This window comes from Collimonas sp. GW821-FHT02H07 (genome assembly GCF_059421505.1).
Window position 1 is genome coordinate 485,421 of the sequence record NZ_JBWKVC010000001.1, and the last position, 25,841, is coordinate 511,261.

Sequence of the window (25,841 nt, forward strand, 5' to 3'; positions counted from 1 at the left end):
GGCCGATATTAAGGGCGCAAATCTATAAATACAAGAAGGAGACATAATTGCGCATATCTTTACCCAAATCATTCCGCCTGAGCCCGATGTCGCGGGTACTGACCGTGGCAAGCCGTACCGCTGCACTGATCGGCGCCGGCTTCATTATCAGTGCGCCGGCCGGCGCCGCGAATTTTTCCCAGATGGTGTTCTTCGGCGATTCGCTGACCGACAGCGGCTATTTTACCGGCGTCGGCCAGCAGCGCTCGTTCACCACCAATCCCGATCCGGTCTGGGCGCAACTGCTGGCGCATAAATACGGCACCACCGCCAATCCCGCAGCCGTCCTGACGCCGAGCGGGGTGCAGGCTGCCGGCGGCAGCGACTATGCGGTCGGCGGCGCTCGCGTCACCGCGCAGAACGGCTGGCCCGATGCGGCGACAGCGCCTCTGGTGCCGACCGTCACCAGCCAGGTCAACGGCTACCTGGCGGCCAATCCGCGGCTCGACGGCAAGGGTTTGTATGCGGTCTGGGCCGGCGCCAATGACGTTTTCGGCTACACCAGCAGCAACGCCGGCGCTTTGCTTAATCCGGCGACGCAAGCCGCCACCGCTGCCCAGGTGATCCAGCTGGTGACCGGCGAGGCTACCAACGTAGTGGGACTGGTGCGGCAGTTGCAGCAGGCCGGCGCCGGCACCGTGATCGTGGTCAATCTGCCGGATGTCGGCAAGACGCCGGAAGGTTCGGCGATTCCCGCGTTGGCCACTTTGTGGACGGCTTCCTCCAGCAGCTTCAACACTGCGCTGAACAACGGCTTGGGCGGACTGGGCGGCAATATCGTGGCGATCAACGCCTTCGGTTTGCTGCGTGAGGTGATCGCCAATCCGGGCCTGTACGGTTTCACCAACGTCACCACGCCAGCTTGCACCACCTCGTCTTCGGGCAACTGCACGGCGTCGACCCTGGTCGCTCCGGGTGCTAATCAAACCTATCTGTTTGCCGACGGCGTCCACCCGACCGGCGCCGGCCATGCCGTCCTGGCGCAATACATTGAATCGGTATTGCAGGCGCCAGGCCAGATCGGCCTGCTGGCGGAAGCGCCGCTGGCCAGCGCCCAAAGCTTCACCCGCGCCATCGATGACCGCCTGCGCCTGACGCCGCGCGCCGGCCAGGTCGAAGCCTATGCAGCCTACGACAATACCCATCAAAGCCTGGACCACAATGGCAACAACCCTGGCCTGGACGGTTCGGCCAACAGCCTGACGGTGGGCGCCGACTATGCAGTCAACCAGAATGTGACGGTCGGCGGCGCTTTCGGCTTTGCCCATAACCGGGCGAATTTCGGCAATGACACAGGGGGCTTCAAGCTGGACCAGGCCATGCTGTCGGCATACACCCAGTACCGCGACGGCGCCTGGGCGCTCAACGCCATCGGCATGGTCGGCTCGCTGCAGTACAAGGACGTTACCCGCAACATCGTGCTGGGTGCGGCTACCCGCAATGAAAGCGGCAACGCCAATGGCCATCAGTTCCTGTTCCGTGTCGGCGGCCAGTATGACTTCGACCTCGGCGCGGCGACGCTCAGCCCGGTCGCCAACCTGACCTGGCAGCAAGTCAATGTCGGCGGCTATACGGAAAACGGCAATGACAGCAGCGCCATGAACTTCAACTCGCAGCGGCGCAATTCGCTGGTTTCCAGCCTGGGCGCGCAAGTCAGCAGCAAGCTGGCGCTGGGCAGCTATTCGGTGCAGCCGTTTGCCAAGCTGGCCTGGGAAAAAGAGTTTGAAGACAGCGAGCGCGATGTCCGCGCCAACCTGGTCGGCATGGCCGGCAGCTTCGGCCTGCCTGCCTACCAGGGGCCGAGCAACAGCGCCAGGCTGGAACTCGGCGCCAGCATTGCTCTGGCGACGGATTTTACTGCCTACGCCAGCTATAACGGCCAGTTTGCCGGCGGGAACAAGACCAATTCCTTCCAGGTGGGCTTGAAAAAGGTGTTCTAAGCTGTCTTCCACGGCGGCGTATCATTTCTCCGCCCGATAAAAAAGCCGCTGGCGCAATACGCACCGGCGGCTTTTTTCATTGCAGCGGCAGGCTTTATTCCTGCTCGGCTTTTACCGCCGGTTTGGTCGGCAATGCCGGCTTGTCGTCGAAATCCGCCACCGGCAAGCCGCTGTCGAGGCCGAGGTAGTGTTCGATCAGGCCGAAGAAGCGGTCGTAGAACAGGCCGGCGGGAATCGTCTCGCTGGCGACCTTGACCAGCGAGTCGGAGGTGCTGCCGATCGGCAGCGACACCGATCCCAGTACGCTCAGGCCGACGCTGGCGGAATTGTTGGTTTTCTTTAGCGCGTAGCGGTCCTGGGTGGCGCTGACGAACAAGGTGCTGCTCTTGTCGTCCTTGCCGTTGGGCGCGCACACCACATGGAATTCGATTTCGACATGCGTGTCCGGATCGGGCTGGAAATGCTTGTGGCCGTCCACCAGGGCGGCCTTGGCCTGCTTGATGATATAGCCCTGGCTCAGCAAGGTGCGGCGCGCCGCTTCGCAGGTGGCCGAGCTGGAGGTGGCGAAATCGTGGGAAAAGGTGCTGGTGTCGCTGAACTCCTCGCCCTGGTAGACGTTAGGCTTGGTGGTCGAGCAGCCGGCAACGGCGCCAGCCAGCAGGGCCAGCAGCAGGGCAGGCGATAAGCGGAACATCCTGGACATGAACGAAAACTCCTTGAATCGGCGAAATGAATGCGGCGGATCGCATTTTAGTCTATCCGACAGAAGCGGCGGAGTTTCGTTGCATTCGCGCAGGAGAAGTTTGCCTACGCGCCTTTCAAGCCGCGCACGATGCTGTACTGGGCGGCGTTGGCGGCCAGCCATTGCTCCGCCAGTTCACGGTTGTCATGCTGCCATGGATGAAAGTCGCGTTTCAGGTAGTTGAGCAATGGCCGGGTGCTGAGCCAGACCAGGCCGTGGCGGCCGAAAAAGAAGCTGGCCGCATCGAACCAGGTGCTGGGCTTGAACAAGACGCGGTCATGCCACAGATTGTTGACGGTTTGCTTGGTGGCCATCACGGTAAAGCGCAGCATGGCGAACATAAACCAGCGCACCCGCGTCTTGTGGCTGCCGTCCAGGGTCCGGAACAGATCGAAGGCGACTGCCTTGTGCTCGGTTTCTTCCACCGCGTGCCAGCGCCACAGCGTCTGCAGCATCGGATCGGCGTCTTGCAGGATTTCCGGGTGGCGCAGCGTCAGGTCGGCCAGCACCGCGGTGTAGTGCTCGAAGGCGGCGGTAATCGCCAGCCTGCTGATGGGCGGCACGCCACGCTTGCGCCCCAATTCGATCAGGTCGGCCGCCCAGTATTGCCAGTGATTGACCAGGCCTTGTTTTTCCAGCTCGGCGTTATACAGCGCATGAATCCGGCGGTGGGTCGCTTCCTGGCCGATGAAATCGCGTATCGTCGCCTGCAGTTGCGCGTGTTCGGCGCTGTCCGGCAAGGCTAGCGCGGCTTCGCGCACGGAATCGATGAAATCTTGCTCGCCGACCGGGAAGCTCATCGACAAGGCATTGAAAAACTGGGTGCGGAAGGCTTTGCCTGCCAGCCAGTGGCGGGGAAAGCCGTGCGACAGGTCGATCAGTAGTTTTCTTACCAACAAGGGACTGGATGTATTCACTGGCTTGCCTCTGGCGATTGACGACAGAATCAGTATACTGAGCATTATTCAGTTTTTAAACTCGCAACTTGCTCAGTTTTTCAAAGGCGCCAACATGGCCAAGAAAATTCCCGGTTCCTCCTCTGAAACAATGCGAAAATTGCCGACCCAGGAGCGGGCGCAGCGCACCATCGAAACCATTTTCGAGACCACTGCTCAGATTTTGGAAAGCGAGGGCGCGGCCGGCCTGACCACCAACAAGGTGGCGGAAAAAGCCGGTTTTTCGATCGGCACCCTGTATCAGTATTTTCCCAGCAAGGATGCCATCCTGTCGGCCTTGATCGCCCGCGAGCGGCGGCGCGTCATGGATGAGCTGGACGCCTTGATGGAAAGCGCCGAGACCCAGATCGGCCAGCTCGACCCGAAGGCCTTCCTGCGGCAGTTCATCCGCATCAATATCGAGGGCCTGGGCAGCGGCAGGAGCGCCAAGCGGGCGATGATCCGCTTTGCCTGGCAGCACGATCATCACGAAGACATCACCCAGGCCTTGCGCGAGACGGCGGAACGGATCGCCATCAGCATGCAGCGCATCCATCACCCCAACCTGCGGCAGCCGACGCCGGCCATGATGTTCGTGGTGACGCGCGCGGTGATCGGCGCCATCCGCAGCGCCTCGCTGGAGAAGTCGCCGCTGCTGGGCAGCATCGAATTTGAAGACGAACTGGTGCAGCTGGCCTGGGGCATGCTGGCGCGCGCGCCCGATTTTTAAGCAGATTGCCGGACTGCCCGCGAAATACCGGATAATGACGGTTCCGGTGTGGCCCCAACCAACAGAAACGTACATGAAATACCCCGCATTGGCCGGGCAGGTCGAGCCGCTGGTTGATGAGCTGTTGCTGAAGCACCATGATCCGGCCTATGCGCAATCGATCAAGCGCAATTTCGGCCAGTTCTCGACGGCGCAGATACTCGATCTGGCGGATATTTCACCAGAGGCTTTTTTGCAGGCTGCAAGGCAGTTGCATCAAGATAAATAACCGGGCGGCCAGGCGCTTGCCGGCCGCTAACCGACGCTTGTTCCAGGCGACTTTTACCCCCAGGAATCGTATGTCAGATCTCTCCGCAAACAGCATCAAACTCACTTCCTTTTCCCATGGCGGCGGCTGCGGCTGCAAGATCGCGCCCGGCGTGCTGGCGCAGATCCTCAAGGGCTCCAGCGGTTTTCCGGTGCCCAAGGAATTGCTGGTCGGGATTGAAACCGCCGACGATGCCGCCGTTTACCTGCTGAACGACGAGCAGGCGCTGATCGCCACCACCGATTTCTTCATGCCCATCGTCGACGATCCTTTCGACTTCGGCCGCATCGCCGCCACCAATGCCATTTCCGATGTCTACGCCATGGGCGGCACGCCGATCATGGCGCTGGCGCTGGTCGGCATGCCGGTCAACAAGCTGCCGCTGGAAGTGATCGCCAGCATCCTCAAGGGTGGCGAGTCGATTTGCGCGGAGGCCGGGATTCCGATTGCCGGCGGCCACACCATCGATTCGGTCGAGCCGATCTACGGCCTGGTAGTGCTGGGCCTGGTCCATCCATCCAAGGTCAAGCGCAATGCCGGCGCCAAGGCCGGCGACAAGCTGATCCTGGGCAAGCCGATCGGCGTCGGCGTGCTCTCCGCCGCCTTGAAAAAAGAAGCGCTGGACGCCGCCGGTTATGCGGCGCTGATAGACAACACCACCAAGCTGAACAAGCCAGGCAAGCTGCTGGCGGAGATGGCCGCGGTGCACGCGCTGACCGACGTCACCGGCTTCGGCCTGCTCGGCCACACCTTGGAACTGGCGCGCGCGGCCAAGCTGTGCGCCCGCCTCAGCATGGGCGCAGTGCCCTTGCTGCCGGGAGTGCAGCAGCTGGCGGAGCAAGGCTACGTCACCGGCGCCTCGCCGCGCAACTGGGATGGCTATGGCCATGAAGTGACGCTGGCCTCGGCCATTACAGATGTCCAGCGCAGCCTGTTGACCGATCCGCAAACCTCGGGCGGCCTGCTGGTGTCTTGCGACGCCGGCGCGGTCGAGGCGGTGCTGGCGCTATTTCGGCGTGAAGGCTTTGCCGACGCTGCTGTCATCGGCGAGATGACGGCGGGCGTGGCCGGCGTCGAAGTGACTGCCTGATGCAGCTCAGGCCCGTTTCCTGAAAAACAGCGTGTCGCCCAGCCATACCGCGATCATGCTCACACCCATCAGCGGGAACAGGATACCGAGCAGCGCCATGTAGCTTTTCCAGCGCACGATGGATGGCGGCGGCTGCGATACGCGTTTCGGCGCGCCTAGCGAATCTTGCGGGCGGCGCAGCCACCACATCACGAAGCCGGTGACAGCCATGCCCAGCAGCGCCAGCGAAACCGCAGCGCACAGCAACTGATTGGCCAGGCCGAAATATTCTCCCATGTGCAGCGCCACCCCCAGCGTCACCAGCTTCGAGACCGGGTTGTAGTCGCTAAAGCGCAGGTCCTTGACGATCTTGCCGTTGTACTGGTCGATATGCAGGGTGCGCTGGCTGTCCAGGTCGGAACGCACAAACTCGCCGGCGCCGGGCGCATAGGACGCCGTGAACACGCCGGAACTCTTGCCCGGCAGCGCCAGCTGATAAGTCGCCATGCCATTGCGCGCGGCGATTTCCACTATCTGATCGGTGCCCAGGGCTTGCCGCGGCATGTGGTGCGATTGCGGCACTGTCGTTGCGCCTACCGCCCAGGGAACGTTCGCCAGCGGCAGATCCTGCATCGTCATCGACGGCATATCTGCCATCGCCTCCATATCATGCGCCTGGGGTGTTTTGACGGCCGCCTTCGGCGCGCTGGCGCCGGCCCAGGTCACCACGGCCTGGAAATTCTTGCCCCAGAAGCTGGACCATGGCAAGCCGCTCAGGATGAAAAACAGCGCGCCTATCGACACCCAGATGCCGGCCACCAGATGGAGTTCGCGCCAGACTGCGCGGCCGCGCAAGCCGAGCCGCGGCAGCAGGGCGCCCCACACGGAAAACCGCTTGCGCGGCCACCACAATGCGATCCCGGTGCCGACCATGATCAAGGTCCAGCAGGCAGCCAGCTCCATCAGCCAGCCGCCCCAGCGTCCCAGCAGCAGGTCGCGATGGATTTGCCGCACCTGCTTCATCAGCCGGTGCTCGACGCTGAGCGTGCCGAGCAGCCGGCCGCTGTACGGATCGAGGTAGACGCTGGTGCTGTCGCCGGATGGCAGGCGGAACACTGCTTCGGTGCTGCGCGACGGATCGGCGCTGACTGATACCGAAGTTGGCGTGGCGTCACCGGGCAGGGCGCCGGCGGCAATTCCGAGCAGCTTGCCGTAGGCCAGCCGCGGCTGGCCGCTGGCGGCGACGTGCAGCATGTCGCGGTACAGGAGGTTTTCGATTTGCGGCTTGAAGACATAGATGGCTCCGGTGATCGCCAGCACCATCAGGAAGGGCATGACGAACAGGCCGGCATAGAAATGCCAGCGCCACAGGATGCGATAGTTGCGCGATGCGACGGAAGTGCCGTCGTCTGGCATTGCTGACGGAGAGGCGATTTGCATGGTTTTTCCTTACTAGAAATAGGGTGCTCGAACAAACGAAAGGCTCACAGGCTGACCTTGGCTTCCAGGTAGAAGGTCCTGCCCGGGTAGGGGTAGTAGACGTAGTAGCGGCGGTCGGTCAGGTTGTCGACGCCGATGCCGAGCTCGGTATTCCTGGTCGGCCTGAACGTCAGCTTGCTGTCGAACACCAGGAAGGAGCTGGTGCCGCCGAAAGTGTCCGGGTTGACGTCGGTATTGGTCAAAGTGTTGTACTGGCGGCCGGAATAACGCCCGGCCAGCGTCGCCGTGGCCTGGTCGCCGATGCGGTAGCTGCCCACCAGGTTGGCGCGCCACAAGGGGATGCGGTAAAAGTTTTTGCCGACCGTCGCCGGATTTTTGCTGTTCTCCAGGATGATGGAACGGGTATAGCCGACGCTGGCGCTGAGGTCGAGGCCGCGCAGCAAAACATCCTCGGCGGCATAGCTGAGCTCGATGCCGCGCGACCTGACGCGGTCGATATTCTGGATGCTGCTCACGTTGGGAAACACCGTGGTGTTGGTCTGGCTGAACAAGGTGTTCTTGACGTCGTCTTCAAACAGCGACATGCGCAGCAGGCCGTTGAAATGCGCCCACTCCGCGCTCAGTTCTTTCGCCAGGTCGTTTTCCGGCTTCAAGTTGGGATCGTTGTTGACCAGCGTCGAGCCAGTCAGGCTGCCCTGGAACAGTTCGCTGACGGTCGGAAAACGATAGGCGCGGCCGCTTGAAAAGCGCAGGGTCAGGTCGGGACTGGCCTTGTAAGAGATCGCTGCCTTGGGCGACCAGTAAGAGAGATTGCGGTCGGCGTAGCGCTGGGCCGAGCCGGTGATGGCGCGGGCGCCGTCGTAGGCGCGCCAGTCTTCGTAGCGCAGGCCGTAAGTCAGTTTCCACAACCGGCTCAGCTGCCAGGCATCCTGGGCGAACAGCGCCTGTGTTTCTGTCTTGCCGGCGAAGGCGTTATTGAAGCTACTGCGGTCGCTGCTGCGCCAGTTGCTCAGGTTGTAGGTGGTGTTTTCCAGAAAATAATTATCGTAGTGATAGCCGAAGGTCGGCCAATGGCTGCCGACGGCGCCTGTCGCCGGTTTGTAGTCAGCTGCCAGGTCCAGCGTTTTCCAGCCGGAACCGTCGCCGAAGGTGGCCACGCCGCTGGGATTGCCGGCCGGCCCGCTGCCGGCGGAGCGCGAGATGCTTTTTGAAATGTCGAACCAGGACGCTATCGCCGAATAGTTCCAGCCGCTGGCGTTGCGGCTTTTCAGCGTCAGCCCGTACAGCTGGTTCTCGCTCTCGCTGGCCGCCGGGGCAAAGAACGACTCCGGCAGCTTGTATTGGTAGCCGCCGATATTCACCAGTCCCGAGTAGACCGGATTGCCCTTGGCGTCGCAAAGGAAGGTCTGAGTATTGTTGCTGACCTGCTGGCGCCAGTAGCCGAAGGTGAAGCCGGCTTGCAAGGCGGGGGTGATGTCGTAGGCAGCCTTGAACTTGAACTGGTCCTGTACCGCGCGCTCGGCGCCTTCCGCATTGACGCCGAAGATGGTGGCCGGAGCGCCGTTCGGGTCGGTATAGGAATAAGCCCCGGTGACCGGCACGGCGGCCGCGCCGGCAGTCTGCGTCGAACGCGGCTGGCTGGCATAGACGAAGGGCTGGCCGGCGTTGCTCAGGTGATCTATGCCGAGCAGGAAAGAGAGGTCGCCGACCTTGTTGCCGATCGCTGCGGTGCTCTTGTTGCCGTCGAAATGGCCGTCGACGCCGAACAGCTTGAACTGCTGGCTGAACACCTGGCTCTTGAACATGGCTTCCAGCTTGCTTGGCATCTTGGTAGTGATGGCGGCAGTCGCACCCATCGAATTACCCGGATACAGGGCCGAAAACGGTCCATAGATCACATCCACCTGGGCGATATCTTCCGGAAAAACCATAGACCAGCGCGGTGGAAAGCTGTGGGTATTGCCGAGCAGGTTGCTGAGCAACAGGCCGTCGGCGTAGACCAGTCCGCGCGCGGTCTGCGAAGTGCCGTTGCCGCGCACCGATATGGTGGCGTTTTCATCGCCGATGAAACGCTTGCGTATCGCCATGTTCGGCATGTATTTCAAGGCGTCTTCAGTGTTGACGACGTTCAGGTTTTGCAACTGCTCGGCCGTGATGCGCTCGCTGCTGGCGGGCAGGTTGGGGTCGAGCACCCGCTTTTCGCGGGCGCCGGTGACGAATACTTCCGGCACCGCGTGCACATCGTCGTCGGCGCAGGCGCTTTGCGCAAATATGGGCAGGCTGAATGACAGCGGCAGCAACGCTGCCGATAGTGCGCATGAGCGGCGGAAGGAAAAAGACGGCGGCGACTGGCGAGGGCGCGACAAGGCGCCCTCAGTTTGCGTGAGCAAATCAAGCATAAAACTCCCCTGGACTTCAATGGATAAGCATCCCCGTATTGCCGCGGCAACAGGGGATTCGCAGCAGCTCAGCTGCCGCCAAACGGCTGCTCAGGAGAAGACAGGAGGCGGGTCGAGCGGATGGGTGCGGCCGCGAAACGGCCGTGGCGGGATGTAGTCGTACAGCAGCGGACTGGCGTGCGCCAGCGCCGCCGAAGTCGCCAGCAGAAGATCGAAAGACGCCGCCGGCGGCGGGCTGTTGGCCAGCAGCGAGCAGTAGCCGCAGGCATTCCAGTGGTCGCCGGCGGGCATGGACGATTTGCCGCTGCCGCCATTGTCCTGGACCAGTCCGGCCGAGGTGCAAATCTCGTTGTATATCTGGTTGTATGCCTGGATCGCCCCGCTCGCCTTGAGCGACTGCGAAACTGTCGGCATCAGGATGCCTAGCCAGATGGCGAACAGGCAGCTCCAGACAACAATTTTTTGGCGGCGGATGCGGAACATGGATAGTTAACGAAGGCTTGCGGGTAGATGCTGTGCGGCAAAGCCTGCCGATTATAGGATGAGGCCCGGGCGAGCACAAGACCGTAAGCCGTGACGGCGGCCGTGCGGAGAGATTGATGTGTTGCCGGTGCGGGCGCTGCGCCGGTACTGGCCCGGGCCGACTCCGAAGCAGCGCTTGAATACGCGGTTGAAAGCCGCCTCCGACTGATAGCCGACCGCCTCGCCGATGTCGCCCACTGCACGTTTTCCTTGCGCCAGCCATAAAGCCGCTTGCGCCATGCGCATCTGCATCAGCATGGCGGCCGGCGTGATGCCGGCAACCCGATGGAACAGACGGGCGGAGCAAGCTGCACTGTTCCGCCTCGTGGCCTGCATCGCCATGGCTGCGCTGATGCAGCTGTCCGCCGTTCAGTTATAGGTGTACTGCGGCTCCGGCATCGCAGTCAGCTGCTGCAGCGAAGCTATCAAGTCGGCGAAGCGCTGCCCTTGCACCGTGACGTGCTGGCGCAGCAGGTCGGCGGTTTGCTCGCTGTTGCCGGCGATGATGGCTTGCACCACGCCGTCGTGCTCCTGATAGGAGACGTTCAGGCGGTCGCGCACCCGCAGCTGCAGCCGCCGATAGGGACGCAGGCGGCGCTGCAGCGAGCGCGCCTGGGTCGCCAGGAAGGCATTGTGGCTGCCTTCATAGATGGCGTCGTGGAAGGCTTCATTCTTGTAAAAATAGCTGTCCGAATCGTGCGCATCGCGCGCTTCCATGCATGCCTGGTGCGCCGCCAGCAGGTGCGCATGCTCCTCGCCGGACATCCTGCGCGCCGCCAGGCGTCCGCACATCGCTTCCAGCTCCGCCATCACCTCGAACATTTCCACCAGCTGGCGCGGACCGATTTCGGCGACCACGGTGCCGCGTCGCGGCCGCGTCACTACGATGCCCATGGAAGCCAGCTGGATCAAGGCTTCGCGCACCGGCGTGCGGGACACGCCGAACTTGATGGCCAGGTCGGTTTCATCAAGATGCTGGCCTGGGCGAAACTCACCAACCGCGATCATCTCTTCGATGGTTTCGCGTAGCGATTCCGAGCGATTTTTTGTCGTGAGCATAATTTGGCCGTTTCTGGGATAAAGGCCCCGTCAGGGAGTAAGTTGAACATTTGTGCTGGCCGTAGCAGGCGCGCTGCTGCGTTGCCCGCCGCTTGCAGTGCTCGCACTGCGGCGCGACGTGCGCCTTGCATCGCATCCAGCTACGGCCGCCCAAATGCCCAACTTACTCCCTAACGGCGCCGTGTATTCGAGATTTGATTGTAAGGCGTATTTATTCGTTGACATAAAAATGTTTTATGGAATATTGTGTATACAAGGAAATTAAATAAGAATACACGGCATCTATCTTCAGCAATAACCGCATGAAAAGTAGCTAAAATTGTATCGGTAGTTTTTCCACCAGAGGAGAGGGGATATGTCTTTAGTCAGCAGAAGAACCGTGCTGGGCGCGCTTGCGAGCACACCGTTCTGGTCCATGTCGTCAGTCTGGGCGCAATCCAGCGCTCTTAAGATATCCCATCAGTTTCCCGGCGGCAGCATCAGCGAAGGCGACTTCCGCGACCGCCTGACCCGCATGTTTGCCGCGGAAGTCGGCAAGCGCACCAACGGCAGCCTGAAATTCGAGATTTATCCGGGCTCCTCCCTGATGAAAACCAATTCCCAGTTCTCCGCGCTGCGCAAGGGCGCGCTGGATTTTTCGCTGGTGCCGCTCAACTACGCCGGCGGCGAAGTGCCGGAAGTGAACATCGGCCTGATGCCTGGCCTGGTGACGTCCTACGAGCAAGGCGCGGCCTGGAAGAATGCGGAAGTCGGCAAGGAATTGTCGCGCATCCTGCTGGACAAGGGCGTGATCATCGTCAGCTGGATCTGGCAAGCCGGCGGCGTTGCTTCCCGCACCAAGCCGATCGTCGATCCTGCCGACGCCAAGGGCTTGAAAATACGCGGCGGTTCGCGCGAGATGGACCTGATCCTGAAGGAAGCCGGCGCCGCCGTGGTGACGCTGCCGTCCAATGAAATCTATGCAGCGATGCAGACCGGCGCGATGGACGCCGCCATGACGTCGTCGACCTCGCTGATTTCCTTTCGCCTGGAAGAAGTATCGAAGAGCCTGACCAGCGGCCGCGACAAGGCCTACTGGTACATGCTGGAACCGCTGATGATCTCGAAAGCTACCTTCGACCGCCTGACCAAGGAGCAGCAGGCGGCGGTGATGGCGGTCGGCGCCGACATGGAAAAATTCGCCGAAAGCGCGGCGCGGCTGGACGATTCCGGCGTCGCCGCGGTGTACATGAAGGCCGGCGCCAAGGTGGTCGACCTGAATGCCGCCACCGTCAGGAAATGGCAGGACATTGCGCGCAACACCGCCTGGAAAGACTATGCGGCCAAGAACGAGAATTGCGCCAAGCTGCTGAAACTGGCTGAGAAACTCCTATGAGCCACGGCTTCGACGCGAAGCCGACCGCTGCCGACCTGCCTGCCATGCCGGATAATCCGGTAGTGGCGGTGCTGGTTGGCGCACTTGCACGCTTCAATAAACTTGCCTTGTACCTGTCGATGGTAGCGCTAATGCTGACGGCGCTGATCATGACCTATTCCGTGGTGGCGCGCTATTTCTTCCACGTGCCGACCGACTGGCAGGACGACGCCACCGTTTTCATGCTGGTCGGCGTGATCTTCCTGTGCGCCGGCTATGCGCAATCGTATCGCGGCCATATCGGCATCGAAGCCTTGTCTTCGATCCTGCCGGCCGCGGTCAACGCAATGCGCCTGCTGCTGGTCGATGTGGTCTCTTTTCTGTTCTGCGGTTTCTTTTCGTGGAAGTCATGGACCTTGTTCCATGAGGCCTGGTCCGAAGGCCAGACGACCTCGTCCACGTTTGCGCCGCCGCTGTGGATCCCTTATTCCTTGATGGCGCTCGGCATGACCGTGCTGACCTTGCAGATCCTGGCGCAGGTGCTGACGCGCCTGACCGATCGCGGCGCCAATCAACCAACCGTCACGGGAGTGTAATGAGTCCGCTTGCCCTTGGTGCCCTGTATGGCATCGTCACGATTGTCGTGATGTGTTCCGGCATGCCGATTGCCTTTGCGCTTGGCGTGGTTGCGACCAGCTTCATGTATTTCTTCATGCCGGCTTCCTCGCTGGATACCGTCACCCAAAACGTCTACGAGGAAATCGCCTCCGTCACCTTGCTCTCCATTCCACTGTTCATCTTGAAGGGGGCGGCCATCGGCAAATCGCCGGCGGGGCGCGACCTGTACTCGGCGATCCACGCCTGGCTGAGCCGGGTTCCGGGCGGCCTCGGCATCGCCAACGTCTTTGCCTGCGCCTTGTTTGCGGCGATGGCAGGCTCCTCGCCGGCGACCTGTTCGGCGATCGGTTCCGCCGGCATTCCGGAGATGCGGCGGCGCGGCTACTCGCCGGGATTCGCGGCCGGCATCATCGCCGCCGGCGGCACGCTGGGGATCCTGCTGCCGCCGTCGATCACCATGATCCTGTACGCGGTGGCCTCGGAACAATCGCTGGGACGCCTGTTCCTGGCCGGCATCGGCCCCGGCGTCCTGCTGGTAGTCATGTTCGCCGGCTATGCCGTCTACCGCGCCCGCAAGGAATACCGGCTGGCGCACGAAATCTATCGCCAGGGCGGCGTCAAGTCGGCCTACCTGGATGACGAACATTTCACGCTTGCCCAGAAGGTCGAAATGCTGCCGCGCGTGCTGCCGTTCCTGATCCTGCTGATCGGCGTCATGATTGCCTTGTACGGCGGCTTCGCCACGCCGTCCGAGACTGCCGGCCTCGGCGCCTTGCTGGCGATCGTACTGATCGCCGTGGTCTACCGCATGTGGCGGCCGCGCGACCTGATGCCGTTTTTGAACTCGACCATCAAGGAATCCTGCATGCTGCTGCTGATCATCGGCATGTCGCTGCTGTATTCGTATGTGATGAGCTATCTGCACATCAGCCAGTCGGCGGCGCAATGGGTGGTTGCCCTGCATCTGTCGAAATGGCTGCTGCTGGCAGTGATCCTGCTGATGGTGATCGTGCTCGGTTTCTTCCTGCCGCCGGTGTCGATCATCCTGATGACCGCGCCGATCATCCTGCCGCCGTTGCGCGAAGCCGGTTTCGACCTGATCTGGTTCGGCGTGGTGATGACGGTGGTGATGGAAATGGGCCTGATCCATCCGCCGGTCGGCCTCAACCTGTTCGTGATCAAGAACATCGCGCCCGACATTCCGCTGTCCGATGTGATCAAGGGCACGCTGCCGTTCCTGCTGCTGATGTTTGCGGCGATCATTCTGCTGTGCCTGTTTCCGGGCATCGTCACCGGCCTGCCGGATGTCTTGATGGGAGCCAGATAACATGGAAGGCCGCCGCTGGGACTTGCGCAACGCCAATCGCGAGCAACGCCTGCGGCGCGCCGCGGAGACGCTCGGCAGCGGTTGCCAGGGCAAGGTAGTGGAAGCCGGGCGCATCCAGGACCTGCTGTACAGCGTGCTGGAAGCGGGCGATAAAGTCTGCCTGGAAGGGAATAACCAGAAGCAGGCCGACTTCCTCGCCAAGGCGCTGGCCAAACTTGATCCGGCGCGCATCAACGGCCTGCACATGCTGCTGTCGGTGCTGGCGTTGCCGGAACATCTGGACATCTTTGAAAGCGGCGTCGCCGCGCGCCTGGACTTTTCTTTCTCCGGCCCGCAGGCGGGGCGCCTGGCCGGGCTGGTCGCGGCCGGCAAGCTGAATATCGGCGCCATCCATACCTATCTTGAACTGTTCGGCCGCTACTTCGTCGACCTGACGCCGCGCGTGGCGCTGGTGGCGGCGCAGGCGGCGGACCGCCACGGCAACCTGTACACCGGGCCGAATACCGAAGACACGCCGGCGATCGTCGAAGCCACCGCCTTCAGCGGCGGCATCGTGATCGCCCAGGTCAATGAAATCGTCGATGTCTTGCCGCGCGTCGATATCCCGGCGGACTGGGTCGGCTTTGTGGTGCAGGCGCCGACGCCGCACTATATCGAGCCGCTCTTCACGCGCGACCCGGCGCAGATCTCCGACATCCAGGTATTGATGGCGATGATGGCGATCAAGGGCATCTACGCCGAGTATGAAATCCAGCGCCTCAACCACGGCATCGGATTCGACACCGCCGCCATCGAGCTGCTGCTGCCGACCTACGCGGCATCGCTGGGATTGAAGGGCAAGATCTGCCAGCATTGGGCGCTCAATCCGCATCCGGCGCTGATCCCGGCGATCGAGGCCGGCTTTGTCGAGTCCATCCATTCCTTCGGTTCCGAGCTCGGCATGGAAGACTACATCCGGGCCCGCTCCGACGTATTTTTCGTCGGCGCCGACGGCTCGATGCGCAGCAACCGCGCCTTCAGCCAGATGGCCGGCCACTACGCCTGCGACATGTTCATCGGCTCCACCTTGCAGATCGATTTGCAGGGCAACTCGTCTACCGCCACCGCTGGCCGCATTGCCGGTTTCGGCGGCGCGCCCAACATGGGCGCCGATGCGCGCGGGCGGCGCCACGCCAGCCCGGCCTGGCTGAAAGCCGGCCAGCAGGCGCGCGACGGCAGGAATCTGATCCCGCGCGGGCAAAAGCTGGTGGTGCAGATAGTCGAAACCTTCCGCGAACACATGCAACCGGCTTTCGTCGAGAAACTGGATGCCTGGGAACTGGCCGAGCAGGCCGGCATGGCGATTCCGCCGGTGATGATCTACGGTGAAGATGTCAGCCATATCCTGACCGAAGAAGGGCTGGCCAACCTGCTGCTGTGCCGCAGCGACGAAGAACGCGAGCAGGCCGTGCGCGGCGTCGCGGGCTATACCGCCATCGGCCTGGGACGCGACAAGCGCATGGTCGAAAACCTGCGCGACCGCGGCATCATCCGGCGCCCGGAAGACCTGGGCATCGACAAGCGGCTGGCCACGCGCGACTTGCTGGCGGCCAAGAGCATGAAAGACCTGATGCGCGCCTCGGGCGGCTTGTACCAGCCGCCGAAGCGTTTCAGGAACTGGTGAACCGAACTGGCAAAGGTGATAGGGCGTTGCGATGGAAACCTTGAATTTTCGTTTTGAACACGGCCAGCGCCAGCTGCCGACCACGGCGCAGCTGTCGGGTGTGGTCAGCTCGGGCAACCTGGAAGTGCTGATCGAGTCGGCGCCGCTGAACGGCGCTTGCACGATTGAAATCAGGACCGCCGCGCGCGGCTTCGGCAAGATCTGGCAAGCGGTGCTGGGCGATTTTCAGCAACGCTGGCAACTGGCCGATACGCGCATCGCCATCAACGACATGGGGGCGACCCCGGCAGTGGTCAGCCTGCGCCTGGACCAGGCGGTGGAGGCGGCGCTGGGAGGGCAGCCATGAACAGCTATCTGGAAGCGCATGCGCGCGAGCGCCTGGATGCGGTGCTCGATGCCGGCAGTTTCAGTGAATTCCTGCCGCCATCGCTGCGCATCGTCAGCCCGCATCTGGGCCAGCTGGATGCGCCGGTGTCGTTCGACGACGGCGTCGCCATCGGCGCCGGGCGGCTGTTCGGCGAGCCGATACTGGTGGCGGCGCAAGAGGGCGGCTTCATGGGCGGCGCCGTGGGCGAGGTGCACGGCGCCAAGCTGACCGGCCTGCTGCAGCGCGCGCTGCTGGAGCGTCCGTATGCGGTACTGCTGCTGCTGGAAAGCGGCGGCGTGCGCCTGCACGAAGCCAATGCCGGCCTGATTGCCGTCTCCGAAGTGATGCGCGCCTTGCTGGAGGTGCGCGCCGCCGGCATTCCGGTGATCGTGCTGGTGGGCGGTTCCAACGGCTGTTTCGGCGGCATGGGCATCGTCGCCTGCTGCGCCAATGCGATCGTGATGTCGGAAGAAGGGCGGCTGGCGATGTCGGGGCCGGAAGTGATAGAAACCGCCAACGGCGTCGAAGAATTCGATGCCCGCGACCGCGCGCTGGTCTGGCGCACCACCGGCGGCAAGCACCGCTATCTGCTGGGCGATTGCCAGATGCTGGTGGCCGACGACAGCGCCGCGTTCCGGCAGGCGGCCTTTGCCTTGATGCAGGAATGCCATGCCGGCGTTGGCGCGATCGCCTTGACGCTGGAGGCGCTGGAAGCCGAACAGCAGTTTTTGCAGGACCGCATCGATGCCTTCGGCGCCGCCGTCGACCCGCTCGACATCTGGCAAAAAATCGGCGTCGCCGATGCTGTCAATCTACCCGTGCTGGAAGCCGACGCCTTTGTCGCCGCCACAGCGCAACTGCGACGGAGGCCGTGAATGGATTGGATTTCCTTAGCCGCGCAGCTTTTCCCGCAAGGCCACACCATCGTCGAGCAGGATAATTTCCTGACCGGCACCGCGCAAGTCGACGGCGCCACGGTGAACGTGATCGGCAGCAGCGGCCATGCGCCGATCGGCGTCGAAATCGCCTTGCTGCAGGCGCAGGCGGTGCTGGCCACGGTGCGCAACTTCCCGCAGCGGCCTATCGTCATCCTGGTCGATACCCAAGGCCAGCGCCTGCGCCATCGCGATGAAATGCTGGGCATTAACAGCTATATGGCGCATCTTGGAAAATGCATCGCGCTGGCGCGCAGCCAGGGACACAAGATCATCGGCCTGGTGTACGACCAGGCGCTGTCGGGCGGCTTCATCACCAGCGGCCTGATGGCCGACGCCTGTTTTGCCCTGCCGCAGGCGACCATCCGCGTGATGGGCTTGCCGGCCATGGCGCGCATCACCAAGGTGCCGCTGGAGCGCCTGACGGAACTGGCCAAGAGCAATCCGGTGTTTGCGCCGGGACCGGTGAATTACCTGCATATGGGCGGCATCGAAGCGATCTGGGATGGCGATCTCGCCCTGCAAATGGCGCAGGCCCTGCGCGACGCCAGCCCGCAGGACCGGCGCAGTGCCGCAGGCTTGCAGCGCGGCGGCCGCAGCCAGGCTTTTCCAGTAGCACAGGCGGTGCTGAGTGCTAGTGTAGTGTTTCGCACATAATGACACTTAATAAACGGCGCCTTTTCGCGCCATGCGTCGTTGCAAATCCTCGCGATAGCTCGCTATCGCTCCGGTTTGTGCCTAGCCTGACACGAAAATACACCATTTCTTAAGCGCCATTACATGCGAAACACTACACTAACGCGCCATAGCCTGGTCTGGCTCAGCGCCGACGGCTGGCAGCGGGCGGCGCTGACAGTGGCGGCGGATTGCCGCGCGACGCTGGAACGCTGGCAGCAGGAGGATTGGCCGCTGGTGCTGCGGCGGCGCGAAGCGGATACGCCGGAACATGAGTTGTGCCTGGGATTGGCGCTGCCGCCGGACGGCAACGGCGACAAGCTTAGGATTCCGCTGCGGGCGCAACTGGCAGATATCGAACGGATTGAAGAGCCGCTGACGCTGCGCCAAGCGCTGGCGCACATGCCGGCCGGCTGGAGCGGCCCGCTGCGCGCGTTTGCCGGCGATTGCCTGCATAGCGGCATCGCGCTGCGCTTGTACGGTTCCTGGGCCTGGCAAATCCTGACCCGGCAAAATTATGTCACCGCCGCTTCGGATATCGACCTGTTGTTTGCGCCTACGGGCGCGCCGGAATTTTCGCGCGGCATGGCCTTGCTGGCGCAGCACGCGGCACGCTTGCCGCTGGATGGCGAAGTGATCTTTCCGGACGGCCGGGCCGTGGCCTGGAAGGAGTGCTGGCAGGCCATGCCGGCCGGCGCGGAAGGCGGCACTGCAGCGCGCGTGCTGGTGAAGACGGCAGCCTCGGTACAGCTGAACACGCTGGCCAGCCTGATCTCCAGCCTGGAACCGGCATGAGAATCGGCATGAGAATCGACGTAAGAACCGACGTAAGAACCGACGCGACAGGCGCAGCCTGCCATCCCGCTCCGCGTCCGCCGGCCTCGCCGCAGTTGCGCCGGCACGGCCTGCCGCAACAAAGCGCGCGCCAGCAGCAAGCCTTCTGCCAGCAAGTCGCGCGGCTCACCCTGCGCAGCCTGTATCGCGAATTGCAGCTGTATCCGAAGCCCGGCCTGGTGTCCCTGGTGGATAGCGGCAGCCACAGCGACATGGATGCCGGCACATTCATGCGCAGCCTGTTTTCGCTGCGTCATTATTTCGTTCGCATCACGCAGGCTGGCATGGCAGGCAAGGAATTCGCCGTATTGCGGCAACTTGGCATTAGCGCCGAACAGACCATGCTGAAGGCGACCGCGGGCGTCAACACCCACCGCGGCGCGATTTTTTGCCTCGGCCTGCTGTGCGCGGCGGCCGGCTATTGCCATGGCCGCGGCATGTCCTTGTCGGCGCCGGCCATCCGCGCCACATTGCTGATACAGTGGGGCGATGCCTTGACCCGGCATATGCAGGAAAGGGCGGTCAGCGCGCATTGCGCCGAACCTTCGCATGGACGGCTGGCGGCGGAAAAATATGCGGTCAGCGGCGCCAGCGAAGAAGCGGCGCTGGGATTTCCATCGCTGTTCGAGGCGGCTTTGCCGCGCTTCCTGTCGACGCTGGGAGCAGGCCGTGGCTACGACGCCGCCGCAGTGGATGCCTTGTTCGTCCTCATGACCAGCATCAGCGACACCAATCTCTACCACCGGGGCGGTCCGGCGGCGGTCGACAAGGTAAAAACATGCGCGCGGGCTTTCCTGGAAATGGGAGGCAGTGCGACAAAAGATTGGCGTGAACAAGCAATTAGTTGCCATAAAGTATTTATTCAGGATAAGCTGTCGCCCGGTGGCGCTGCCGATTTATTGGCAGCCACCTATTTGCTGCATGGATTAAGCTACCTGCGCTGAGAACCTGCCCACGATCTTACCGCGTCCCCGTCAGCGTAGTTTGCTGAGGTTACAGATCGTGAACTGGTTCAGCGCGGCCGGCCTCCCATGCAGATACTGCGTCGACGAATATCTCTGGAGAACAAATGAAAGTGCATCAGAAGTTGTCTTTGGCTGTCAGCATCAGCGCATTGGGCCTGTTTGGCTTGCTTGCGGCTGGTAGCGCTATCGCGGAACCGGGCATCACCAGCAACACCATCGTGATCGGCCAGTCTGCCGGTTTTACCGGCACCACGGCGGAAGAAGTGAAGCAAGCCACTGCCGGCGCCCAGCTGTATTTCGATATCGTCAACAAGCAAGGCGGCGTGTTTGGCCGCAAGATCGTGCTGGAATCGCTGGACGACGGTTTTGAGCCGAAGCGCACCGTCGAAAATACCCGCAAGCTGCTCAATGAAAAGAATGCGTTCGCGCTGTTCCTGTATCGCGGCACGCCGACCACCGAATCCATCCTGGGCGCCATCAACGATGCCAAGGTGCCGCTGATTGCGCCAGTCAGCGGCGCGACTTCGCTGCACGAGCCCATGCAGCACTATCTGTTCAATGTGCGTTCCAAATACCGCGACGAAGTCGGCACCGCGATCGAGCAGCTGTCGGGCATGGGCCTGCAGCGCTATGCGGTGCTGGTGTCCAACGATTCCTTCGGCAATGACGCGCTGGAAGGCTTGAAGCAGGCGATCAAGAAGAATAAATTGCCGGAGCCGGTAGTCGCCAACTATGAACGCAACACCGTGGCGGTGGAAGGCGCGGTCAAGAAGATTTTCGACGCCAAGCCGCAGGCAGTCCTGATGATTTGCACCGCCAAGCCGTGCGCCGCCTTCATCAAGCAGTATCGCGAAGCCGGCGGCCAGCAGCAGCTGATCACCTTGTCCAACGTCAGCTCGCAGGTGTTCCTGCAAGGCCTGGGGAAAGACGCGCGCGGCCTGGGCATGACGCAAGTGTTTCCGAATCCGAGAAGCTCCAGCACGCAGATTTCCAAGGAATTCATGACTGCGCTGAAGACTCGCAGCGAATTGTCCGACTCCTACCCGACGCTGGAAGGCTTCATCTCGGCCAAGGTGCTGGTGGAAGGCTTGCGCCGCGCCGGCAACAAGCCGACCCGCGACAGCCTGGTCAGCGGCCTGGAAAGCATGGGCGGTTACGATATCGGCGGCATGGCCCTCAAATATGGCCCGAACAGCCGCGACGGCCTGAATTTCATCGAGTTGACCGTGATCGGCAAGGATGGCTACGTACTGCGCTAAGCCGCAATCGCAGCAAACCGCGGCGAGTCAGTCATGACGCCGCGGCTGGCGCTGCTATGCTCAGGACAGGGCGGCCAGCATGCGTCTATGTTCGAGTTGGCGTGCAGCGATCCCGCTAGCGCGCGGTTGCTGGCGCAGTTGCTGGATCCGTGGCTGGCGGCGGTAACACCCGGCCGGTCGCTGCCGGCGGTCCTGTCGGACCAGGATCTGCTGTTCTCCAACCGCCTGGCGCAGCCGCTGATCGTGGCTGCGACGGCCGCCATCTGGTCCGCATTGCAGGCGCAATTGCCGCCCCCTGAACTGGTGGCCGGATACAGCATAGGCGAGCTGGCGGCCTGGCATGTCGCCGGCGCCATGTCCGCGCCGCAGGCGATCGCCCTGGCGCAGGCGCGGGCGCAGCTGATGGACGCGTGCCTGCTGCCGGGATCGCCGCAAGTCTTGTTCGCCGTCAGCGGCATCGCCTTGCGGCCGCTGGCAGCCTTGCTGGCGGCGCGGCAGCTGTACGTGGCGATAGAGACCGATGCCGACAGCTGCATCGTGGGCGGCCTGCAGCAGGATTTGCCGGGCGCTGCCGCCGACATCGAAAGACAGGGCGGAAAAATAACGCTGCTGCCGGTGACGGTGGCTTCGCATACTCCCTTGATGGCAGCCGCGGTCGCGCCGTTTGCGCAGCAGCTCAAGCAGCAATTGTCATGCGATCCTTTGCTGCCGCTGCTATCCGGCCTTGATGCCCGTATCCTGACAAGAAAAGAACAAGCGGAGGAGACCCTGTCGCGACAGATGGCGCACACCATCCGCTGGAGCGCTTGCATGGATGCCTGCGCCGAGCGCGGCATCACGGCGGCGCTGGAACTGGGACCGGGGGCAGCGCTGTCGCGCATGCTGGCGGCGCGCCATCCGCATATCGCATGCCGCTCGGTGAGTGAATTCCGTTCGTTGCAGGGTATCGTCAACTGGCTGCAGCGCTTGTGACGGCCAGGCCGCTCAGGCCTGCTCCGCATGCGGCATCAACTGCAAGAATGCGGCGATGAATGCGGCCACCATGGGTGCGGCGTCGCGCCGGTAAATCACGGCAACGTCGGATTGCGCATCCTGCGGCGGCAGTTGCAGGAAACGGATTCCGGCCGGCGCGATCTCTTGCATGCTTTCCGGCACGATCGCAATCCCCAGGTTGGCCTCAATCAGATTCAGCAGCGAGGCCTTGCGCGAGGTAGCGCGCGAAGCCTTGGGGAAAAAGTCGTGCCGCATGCACAGCGCCGCCACCAGGTAGCTGAGGCCGCCGCGATCCTTGTGCGGTACCGACACAAAGTGTTCGTCGCATAGCTCGGCGATGCCGATTGTGCTTCTGTGCGCAAAGCGATGGTCCTTGGACAGCGCTACCACCAGCTTTTCAGAAAACACTTTCTTGATCTGGATATTCGGCAGCTGGCGCAATATCGGCAGCCGCACCAGGCCGAAATCGGCGCGGCCTTCGTCGATGTCCAGCGCCTGGTGTTCGGAGGGCGCGCGGGAAAAATCCAGCGATACACCGGGAAACTGCGTCAGCAGCGTATTGAAAATGTTGCCCATGGCGGCGGACAAGGTGACCGAACTCGAATGCAGCACGCGGATGCGTCCCTGTTCGCCCTTGCCGACCTGATGCGCCTGGACAATGGCGTCTTCGATATCTTCCAGGATCCGTTTGCTTCTTTCATAGAACAGCTGTCCCGCCTCGGTCAGCTCGATATGGCGCGAATCGCGCTGCAGCAGGCTGACCTGCATGTCGGTTTCCAGTTCCTTCATCTGCCGGCTCAAGGCCGACTGCGCGATGAACAGGTGCTCGGCGGCGCGGGTATAGCTGCCGGCGTCGACAATTTCGACGAAATACTTGAGCTGTCTGAGTGAAATCATTGCTATGCCGTTTCGAGATAGATGCACGCCATATTCGGTATTGGCGCTGGCCTTGCCTGTAACGCTACAGTGAAGGCATGCGGTGCTTGCCGATATCGTGTTCGGCGCATTGCCGCCAAGCTGTTTTACCTTGGCTTTTCGAGGTGGTCAACACAAAAATCGCTGGTGCTTTCACCAGGACGATAAGGGGAATCTATGTCCGAAATTTTACTCATCGTGATTGGCGCGAGCGGCGTCGCGATCAGCATTGTCGCCAATTTGGCATTTGCGCGGCGGAGCGGCTCTACCGAGGTCCCGTCAGCAACGGACGGATCGAAGCGGCGCGAGCCTTGATCGTGGTCAAAGCGCTTGCTGCTGACGCCGGCATGCCTTCAGCGACTGCACCGCAAGTCGCATGCAAGCCTGCCTGCGCAACTGGTAATATTTGCGTATAGGGTATCAGTACATACAGGTCTGTATATGGCTGTGCGGCGGCAGGAAATAAATTTCACGAACTTGCTGGCCTCCACCTTGAATACCTCGCGTTCTTTGCATATATTGTCATACGACAACAAATTTTTACCCGTTTCACCACTTCCTTTCAGTCCGTAAAAATACAACTTGCATATGCATGACTGACTCAGGCCCCGGTCCTGTGTCGATGTCGAATTCCCGTGACCAGCATCAGCCGCTTGTCACAGGTGGGATTTTTATTGTTTGCCGCCGGCAGCATCGGTGAATACAACTTGCGAGGACTACATGTCGATTAAACGAAAACTACTGTTTGGCCTGGCCGTTTCCCTACAATTATGCGCGCTGGCATTTGCCGCCCATCAGGCGCTGGCGCAGGAGACGCTGCAAAGCGAGGCGGCAGCGGCGCGGCCGCCAGCCGACCAGCCCTATAACGACAAGACGCTGTATGGCTTCGGCGCCGGTGATGCGCTCGCTGCCGCGCAGGTGACGGAAAACGCCGCGGTCACCCACAGCAGCATTTCGATCAACGGCAGGACCATCCACTACACGGCGACCGCAGGCCATCTGACTGCGGCCGATCCGAAAACCGGCAAGCCGGAGGCCTCGATTTTCTACGTTGCCTATACCGCTGACAAACAGGACGCCGGCAAGCGGCCGGTCACCTTTTTCTATAATGGCGGCCCGGGCTCGTCGTCGGTATGGCTGCACCTCGGCTCCTTCAGCCCCAAGCGCATCGTCACCGGCGATCCAGCCACCACGGAGCCGCTGCCTTTCCCGTTTGTCGACAACAAGCAAAGCCTGATCGATACCACCGACATGGTGTTCGTCGATGCGGTCGGCACCGGTTTTTCCGAAGCCATCAGCCCCAACACCAACCAGACTTTCTGGGGTGTGGACAGCGATGCGGCGGTGTTCCGGGATTTCGTCACGCGCTACCTCAATGCCAATCACCGGCTGGAATCGCCCAAGTACCTGTTTGGCGAATCGTATGGCACGCCGCGCACCGACGTCCTCGCCAACCTGCTGGAAATGGCCGGCACCAAGCTGACCGGCGTGGTGCTGCAATCGGCGATCCTGAACTACAACTCGAACGCCGACTTTAACGGCGGCTCGTATGGACCGTACTTCCCAGGCTATGCCGCAGTGGGAGCCTATTTCAACCTGGTGACGCCGCCGCCGACCAATCTCACCAAGTTCGCCAAACAGATGCGCACCTTCGTGGCCGGCAGCTATGAGCCTGCTGTGGATGCCTTCCTGGCTTCGAATACGCAACCCTCGGCCGACCTGCTGAACCAGCTGTTCTTCAACAGCGGTTATACGGTGCCGCAATGGAAGGCCGATTTCAACCTGGATGAAACCACTTTCCGCGCCAACCTGATTCCAGGTTCCGTGATCGGCCGCTATGACGGCCGGGTGGTGGCGGTCAACGGCAGCCCGCTGGCGGCCGATGGCGATCCTTCCAGCACCCTGATCACGCAGCCGTTCACCGACCGAATGAATGACTATCTGCCGCACGGTTTGAAATACACCGCGGTCTCGGCCTACAATATAGAGAACGGCGACACCATCCAGAACTGGGTCTGGACCCACGATGGCCTGCCTCTGCCGGATACGATTCCCGACCTGGCGGCAGCCATCTACCAGAATCCCAAGCTCAAGGTATTGTCGGCCAATGGCTACCATGACCTCGCCACGCCTTTCTACAATACGGAACTGGACCTGGGCCGTCTCGGTCCGATTTCCGGCTTGCAGATCACGCACTATCGCGGCGGCCACATGATTTACCTGTTCGATCCGTCGCGCCTGATGATGAAAAGCGATCTGGTGCGGTATTACGGCAGCCGCTCGTGATGCACGCGGATATTTCGCACATCCTGCTGGCCATTCAATCTGATAGGTACTGGAGCTGATATGAAATCATTCCTGACACTCTTGGCAGTCTCGTCTCTCGCCATCATCCTGCCTGCCGCGGCGCTGGCGCAAAGCACCGTCAACGCCACCACCACGCCGGCACGCCAAGGCATGGCGCAACTGGGCGATCCCTACGTGCCGGCGCACGTCAAGGCCGCCGCCCGCATCGCCGCCAAGCCGGCCGTGGCCGGCGCCTCGCTGCAAGAACGGGCCTTGCAGAAACTGCAAGCGAAGTTCAGCGAAGCCGACAGCAGCAACAGCGGTTCCGTCACCAAGGCCCAGGCGCAGCAGGCGGGCTTCGGCTTTGTCGCCAACAATTTCGAGCAGATCGATGTCAATCACGCCGGCAGGGTCACTTTCGACAACGTCAAGGCTTATATGCGCGCCAATGGGGCGAACTTCTAGGTA

25 protein-coding genes are annotated in these 25,841 nt (G+C 62.1%); 17 read left to right on the top strand and 8 right to left on the bottom strand.

Annotated features, from left to right (window positions below):
* Positions 1-47: 47 nt before the first annotated feature.
* Complete coding sequence (locus tag AC07V8_RS02050) at positions 48-1,979, top strand: autotransporter outer membrane beta-barrel domain-containing protein (protein ID WP_494676878.1); 1,932 nt, start codon at positions 48-50, stop codon at positions 1,977-1,979.
* Positions 1,980-2,073: 94 nt separating this feature from the next.
* On the opposite strand, the gene AC07V8_RS02055 is transcribed toward AC07V8_RS02050, so the two are convergent.
* Positions 2,074-2,682: a DUF2242 domain-containing protein gene (locus tag AC07V8_RS02055; RefSeq protein ID WP_494676877.1), complete on the bottom strand. Its 609-nt coding sequence runs from the start codon at positions 2,680-2,682 to the stop codon at positions 2,074-2,076.
* Positions 2,683-2,786: 104 nt separating this feature from the next.
* A complete protein-coding gene (locus AC07V8_RS02060; RefSeq protein WP_494676876.1) occupies positions 2,787-3,638 on the bottom strand; it encodes a metal-dependent hydrolase in 852 nt (283 codons plus the stop codon).
* A gap of 94 nt (positions 3,639-3,732) precedes the next feature.
* Between AC07V8_RS02060 and AC07V8_RS02065 the strand changes: the two genes are divergently transcribed.
* The 3 genes from AC07V8_RS02065 to selD all read left to right on the top strand — a co-directional run bounded on the left by AC07V8_RS02065 (position 3,733) and on the right by selD (position 5,783).
* A complete protein-coding gene (locus AC07V8_RS02065; protein WP_494676875.1) occupies positions 3,733-4,386 on the top strand; it encodes a TetR/AcrR family transcriptional regulator in 654 nt (217 codons plus the stop codon).
* Between the two features lie 34 nt (positions 4,387-4,420).
* The gene (locus tag AC07V8_RS02070; RefSeq protein WP_494721442.1) at positions 4,421-4,654 is read left to right on the top strand and encodes a hypothetical protein; all 234 of its coding nucleotides are present in this window, start codon (positions 4,421-4,423) and stop codon (positions 4,652-4,654) included.
* A 70-nt stretch (positions 4,655-4,724) separates the two neighbouring features.
* Positions 4,725-5,783 carry a selenide, water dikinase SelD gene (gene selD / locus AC07V8_RS02075; protein ID WP_494676874.1) on the top strand — a complete coding sequence of 353 codons (1,059 nt, stop codon included), beginning with the start codon at positions 4,725-4,727 and terminating at the stop codon, positions 5,781-5,783.
* Between the two features lie 6 nt (positions 5,784-5,789).
* Here selD and AC07V8_RS02080 read toward each other — a convergent pair whose 3' ends face one another.
* From AC07V8_RS02080 to AC07V8_RS02100, 5 genes are all read right to left on the bottom strand, one after another.
* On the bottom strand, positions 5,790-7,202 hold the full coding sequence (locus tag AC07V8_RS02080) for a PepSY-associated TM helix domain-containing protein (protein ID WP_494676873.1): 1,413 nt from the start codon (positions 7,200-7,202) through the stop codon (positions 5,790-5,792).
* A gap of 44 nt (positions 7,203-7,246) precedes the next feature.
* Positions 7,247-9,601 carry a TonB-dependent receptor gene (locus AC07V8_RS02085; protein ID WP_494676872.1) on the bottom strand — a complete coding sequence of 785 codons (2,355 nt, stop codon included), beginning with the start codon at positions 9,599-9,601 and terminating at the stop codon, positions 7,247-7,249.
* A gap of 90 nt (positions 9,602-9,691) precedes the next feature.
* Positions 9,692-10,084 (bottom strand): DUF2946 domain-containing protein, encoded by a 393-nt coding sequence (locus AC07V8_RS02090; RefSeq protein WP_494676871.1) that lies wholly within the window; start codon positions 10,082-10,084, stop codon positions 9,692-9,694.
* A 51-nt stretch (positions 10,085-10,135) separates the two neighbouring features.
* A complete protein-coding gene (locus AC07V8_RS02095) occupies positions 10,136-10,459 on the bottom strand; it encodes a helix-turn-helix transcriptional regulator (RefSeq protein ID WP_494676870.1) in 324 nt (107 codons plus the stop codon).
* 33 nt (positions 10,460-10,492) lie between these two features.
* Positions 10,493-11,182 carry a GntR family transcriptional regulator gene (locus AC07V8_RS02100; protein WP_494676869.1) on the bottom strand — a complete coding sequence of 230 codons (690 nt, stop codon included), beginning with the start codon at positions 11,180-11,182 and terminating at the stop codon, positions 10,493-10,495.
* 355 nt (positions 11,183-11,537) lie between these two features.
* On the opposite strand from AC07V8_RS02100, the gene dctP reads away from it, so the two are divergent.
* From dctP to AC07V8_RS02155, 11 genes are all read left to right on the top strand, one after another.
* Positions 11,538-12,557 (top strand): TRAP transporter substrate-binding protein DctP, encoded by a 1,020-nt coding sequence (gene dctP / locus AC07V8_RS02105; protein ID WP_494676868.1) that lies wholly within the window; start codon positions 11,538-11,540, stop codon positions 12,555-12,557.
* Complete coding sequence (locus AC07V8_RS02110) at positions 12,554-13,132, top strand: TRAP transporter small permease (RefSeq protein WP_494676867.1); 579 nt, start codon at positions 12,554-12,556, stop codon at positions 13,130-13,132. Before dctP ends, AC07V8_RS02110 begins: the two co-directional genes overlap by 4 nt.
* Positions 13,132-14,481, top strand: coding sequence for a TRAP transporter large permease (locus AC07V8_RS02115; protein WP_494676866.1), 1,350 nt, complete (start codon positions 13,132-13,134; stop codon positions 14,479-14,481). The genes AC07V8_RS02110 and AC07V8_RS02115 overlap by 1 nt, the downstream gene beginning before the upstream one ends.
* Before the next feature lies 1 nt (position 14,482).
* Entirely contained in the window at positions 14,483-16,144 is a 1,662-nt protein-coding gene (gene mdcA, locus AC07V8_RS02120) for a malonate decarboxylase subunit alpha (protein ID WP_494676865.1), read from the top strand.
* A 31-nt stretch (positions 16,145-16,175) separates the two neighbouring features.
* Positions 16,176-16,490, top strand: a complete 315-nt coding sequence (mdcC, locus tag AC07V8_RS02125; protein ID WP_494676864.1) for a malonate decarboxylase acyl carrier protein — start codon at positions 16,176-16,178, stop codon at positions 16,488-16,490.
* Entirely contained in the window at positions 16,487-17,386 is a 900-nt protein-coding gene (locus AC07V8_RS02130) for a biotin-independent malonate decarboxylase subunit beta (protein WP_494676863.1), read from the top strand. Before mdcC ends, AC07V8_RS02130 begins: the two co-directional genes overlap by 4 nt.
* On the top strand, positions 17,387-18,103 hold the full coding sequence (gene mdcE / locus AC07V8_RS02135; protein WP_494676862.1) for a biotin-independent malonate decarboxylase subunit gamma: 717 nt from the start codon (positions 17,387-17,389) through the stop codon (positions 18,101-18,103).
* 123 nt (positions 18,104-18,226) lie between these two features.
* On the top strand, positions 18,227-18,916 hold the full coding sequence (gene mdcG, locus AC07V8_RS02140) for a malonate decarboxylase holo-[acyl-carrier-protein] synthase (RefSeq protein ID WP_494676861.1): 690 nt from the start codon (positions 18,227-18,229) through the stop codon (positions 18,914-18,916).
* Between the two features lie 8 nt (positions 18,917-18,924).
* The gene (gene mdcB / locus AC07V8_RS02145) at positions 18,925-19,899 is read left to right on the top strand and encodes a triphosphoribosyl-dephospho-CoA synthase MdcB (RefSeq protein WP_494676860.1); all 975 of its coding nucleotides are present in this window, start codon (positions 18,925-18,927) and stop codon (positions 19,897-19,899) included.
* Positions 19,900-20,024: 125 nt separating this feature from the next.
* Complete coding sequence (locus AC07V8_RS02150; RefSeq protein WP_494676859.1) at positions 20,025-21,179, top strand: ABC transporter substrate-binding protein; 1,155 nt, start codon at positions 20,025-20,027, stop codon at positions 21,177-21,179.
* A gap of 33 nt (positions 21,180-21,212) precedes the next feature.
* Complete coding sequence (locus tag AC07V8_RS02155) at positions 21,213-22,151, top strand: ACP S-malonyltransferase (RefSeq protein ID WP_494676858.1); 939 nt, start codon at positions 21,213-21,215, stop codon at positions 22,149-22,151.
* 12 nt (positions 22,152-22,163) lie between these two features.
* Here the strand turns inward: AC07V8_RS02155 and AC07V8_RS02160 are convergent, their stop codons facing one another.
* A complete protein-coding gene (locus AC07V8_RS02160; RefSeq protein WP_494676857.1) occupies positions 22,164-23,069 on the bottom strand; it encodes a LysR family transcriptional regulator in 906 nt (301 codons plus the stop codon).
* A gap of 738 nt (positions 23,070-23,807) precedes the next feature.
* Here AC07V8_RS02160 and AC07V8_RS02165 point away from each other — a divergent pair.
* Both AC07V8_RS02165 and AC07V8_RS02170 read left to right on the top strand, forming a co-directional pair.
* Positions 23,808-25,373, top strand: a complete 1,566-nt coding sequence (locus AC07V8_RS02165) for a S10 family peptidase (protein ID WP_494676856.1) — start codon at positions 23,808-23,810, stop codon at positions 25,371-25,373.
* A 60-nt stretch (positions 25,374-25,433) separates the two neighbouring features.
* Entirely contained in the window at positions 25,434-25,838 is a 405-nt protein-coding gene (locus tag AC07V8_RS02170; protein WP_494676855.1) for an EF-hand domain-containing protein, read from the top strand.
* Positions 25,839-25,841: the final 3 nt, after the last annotated feature.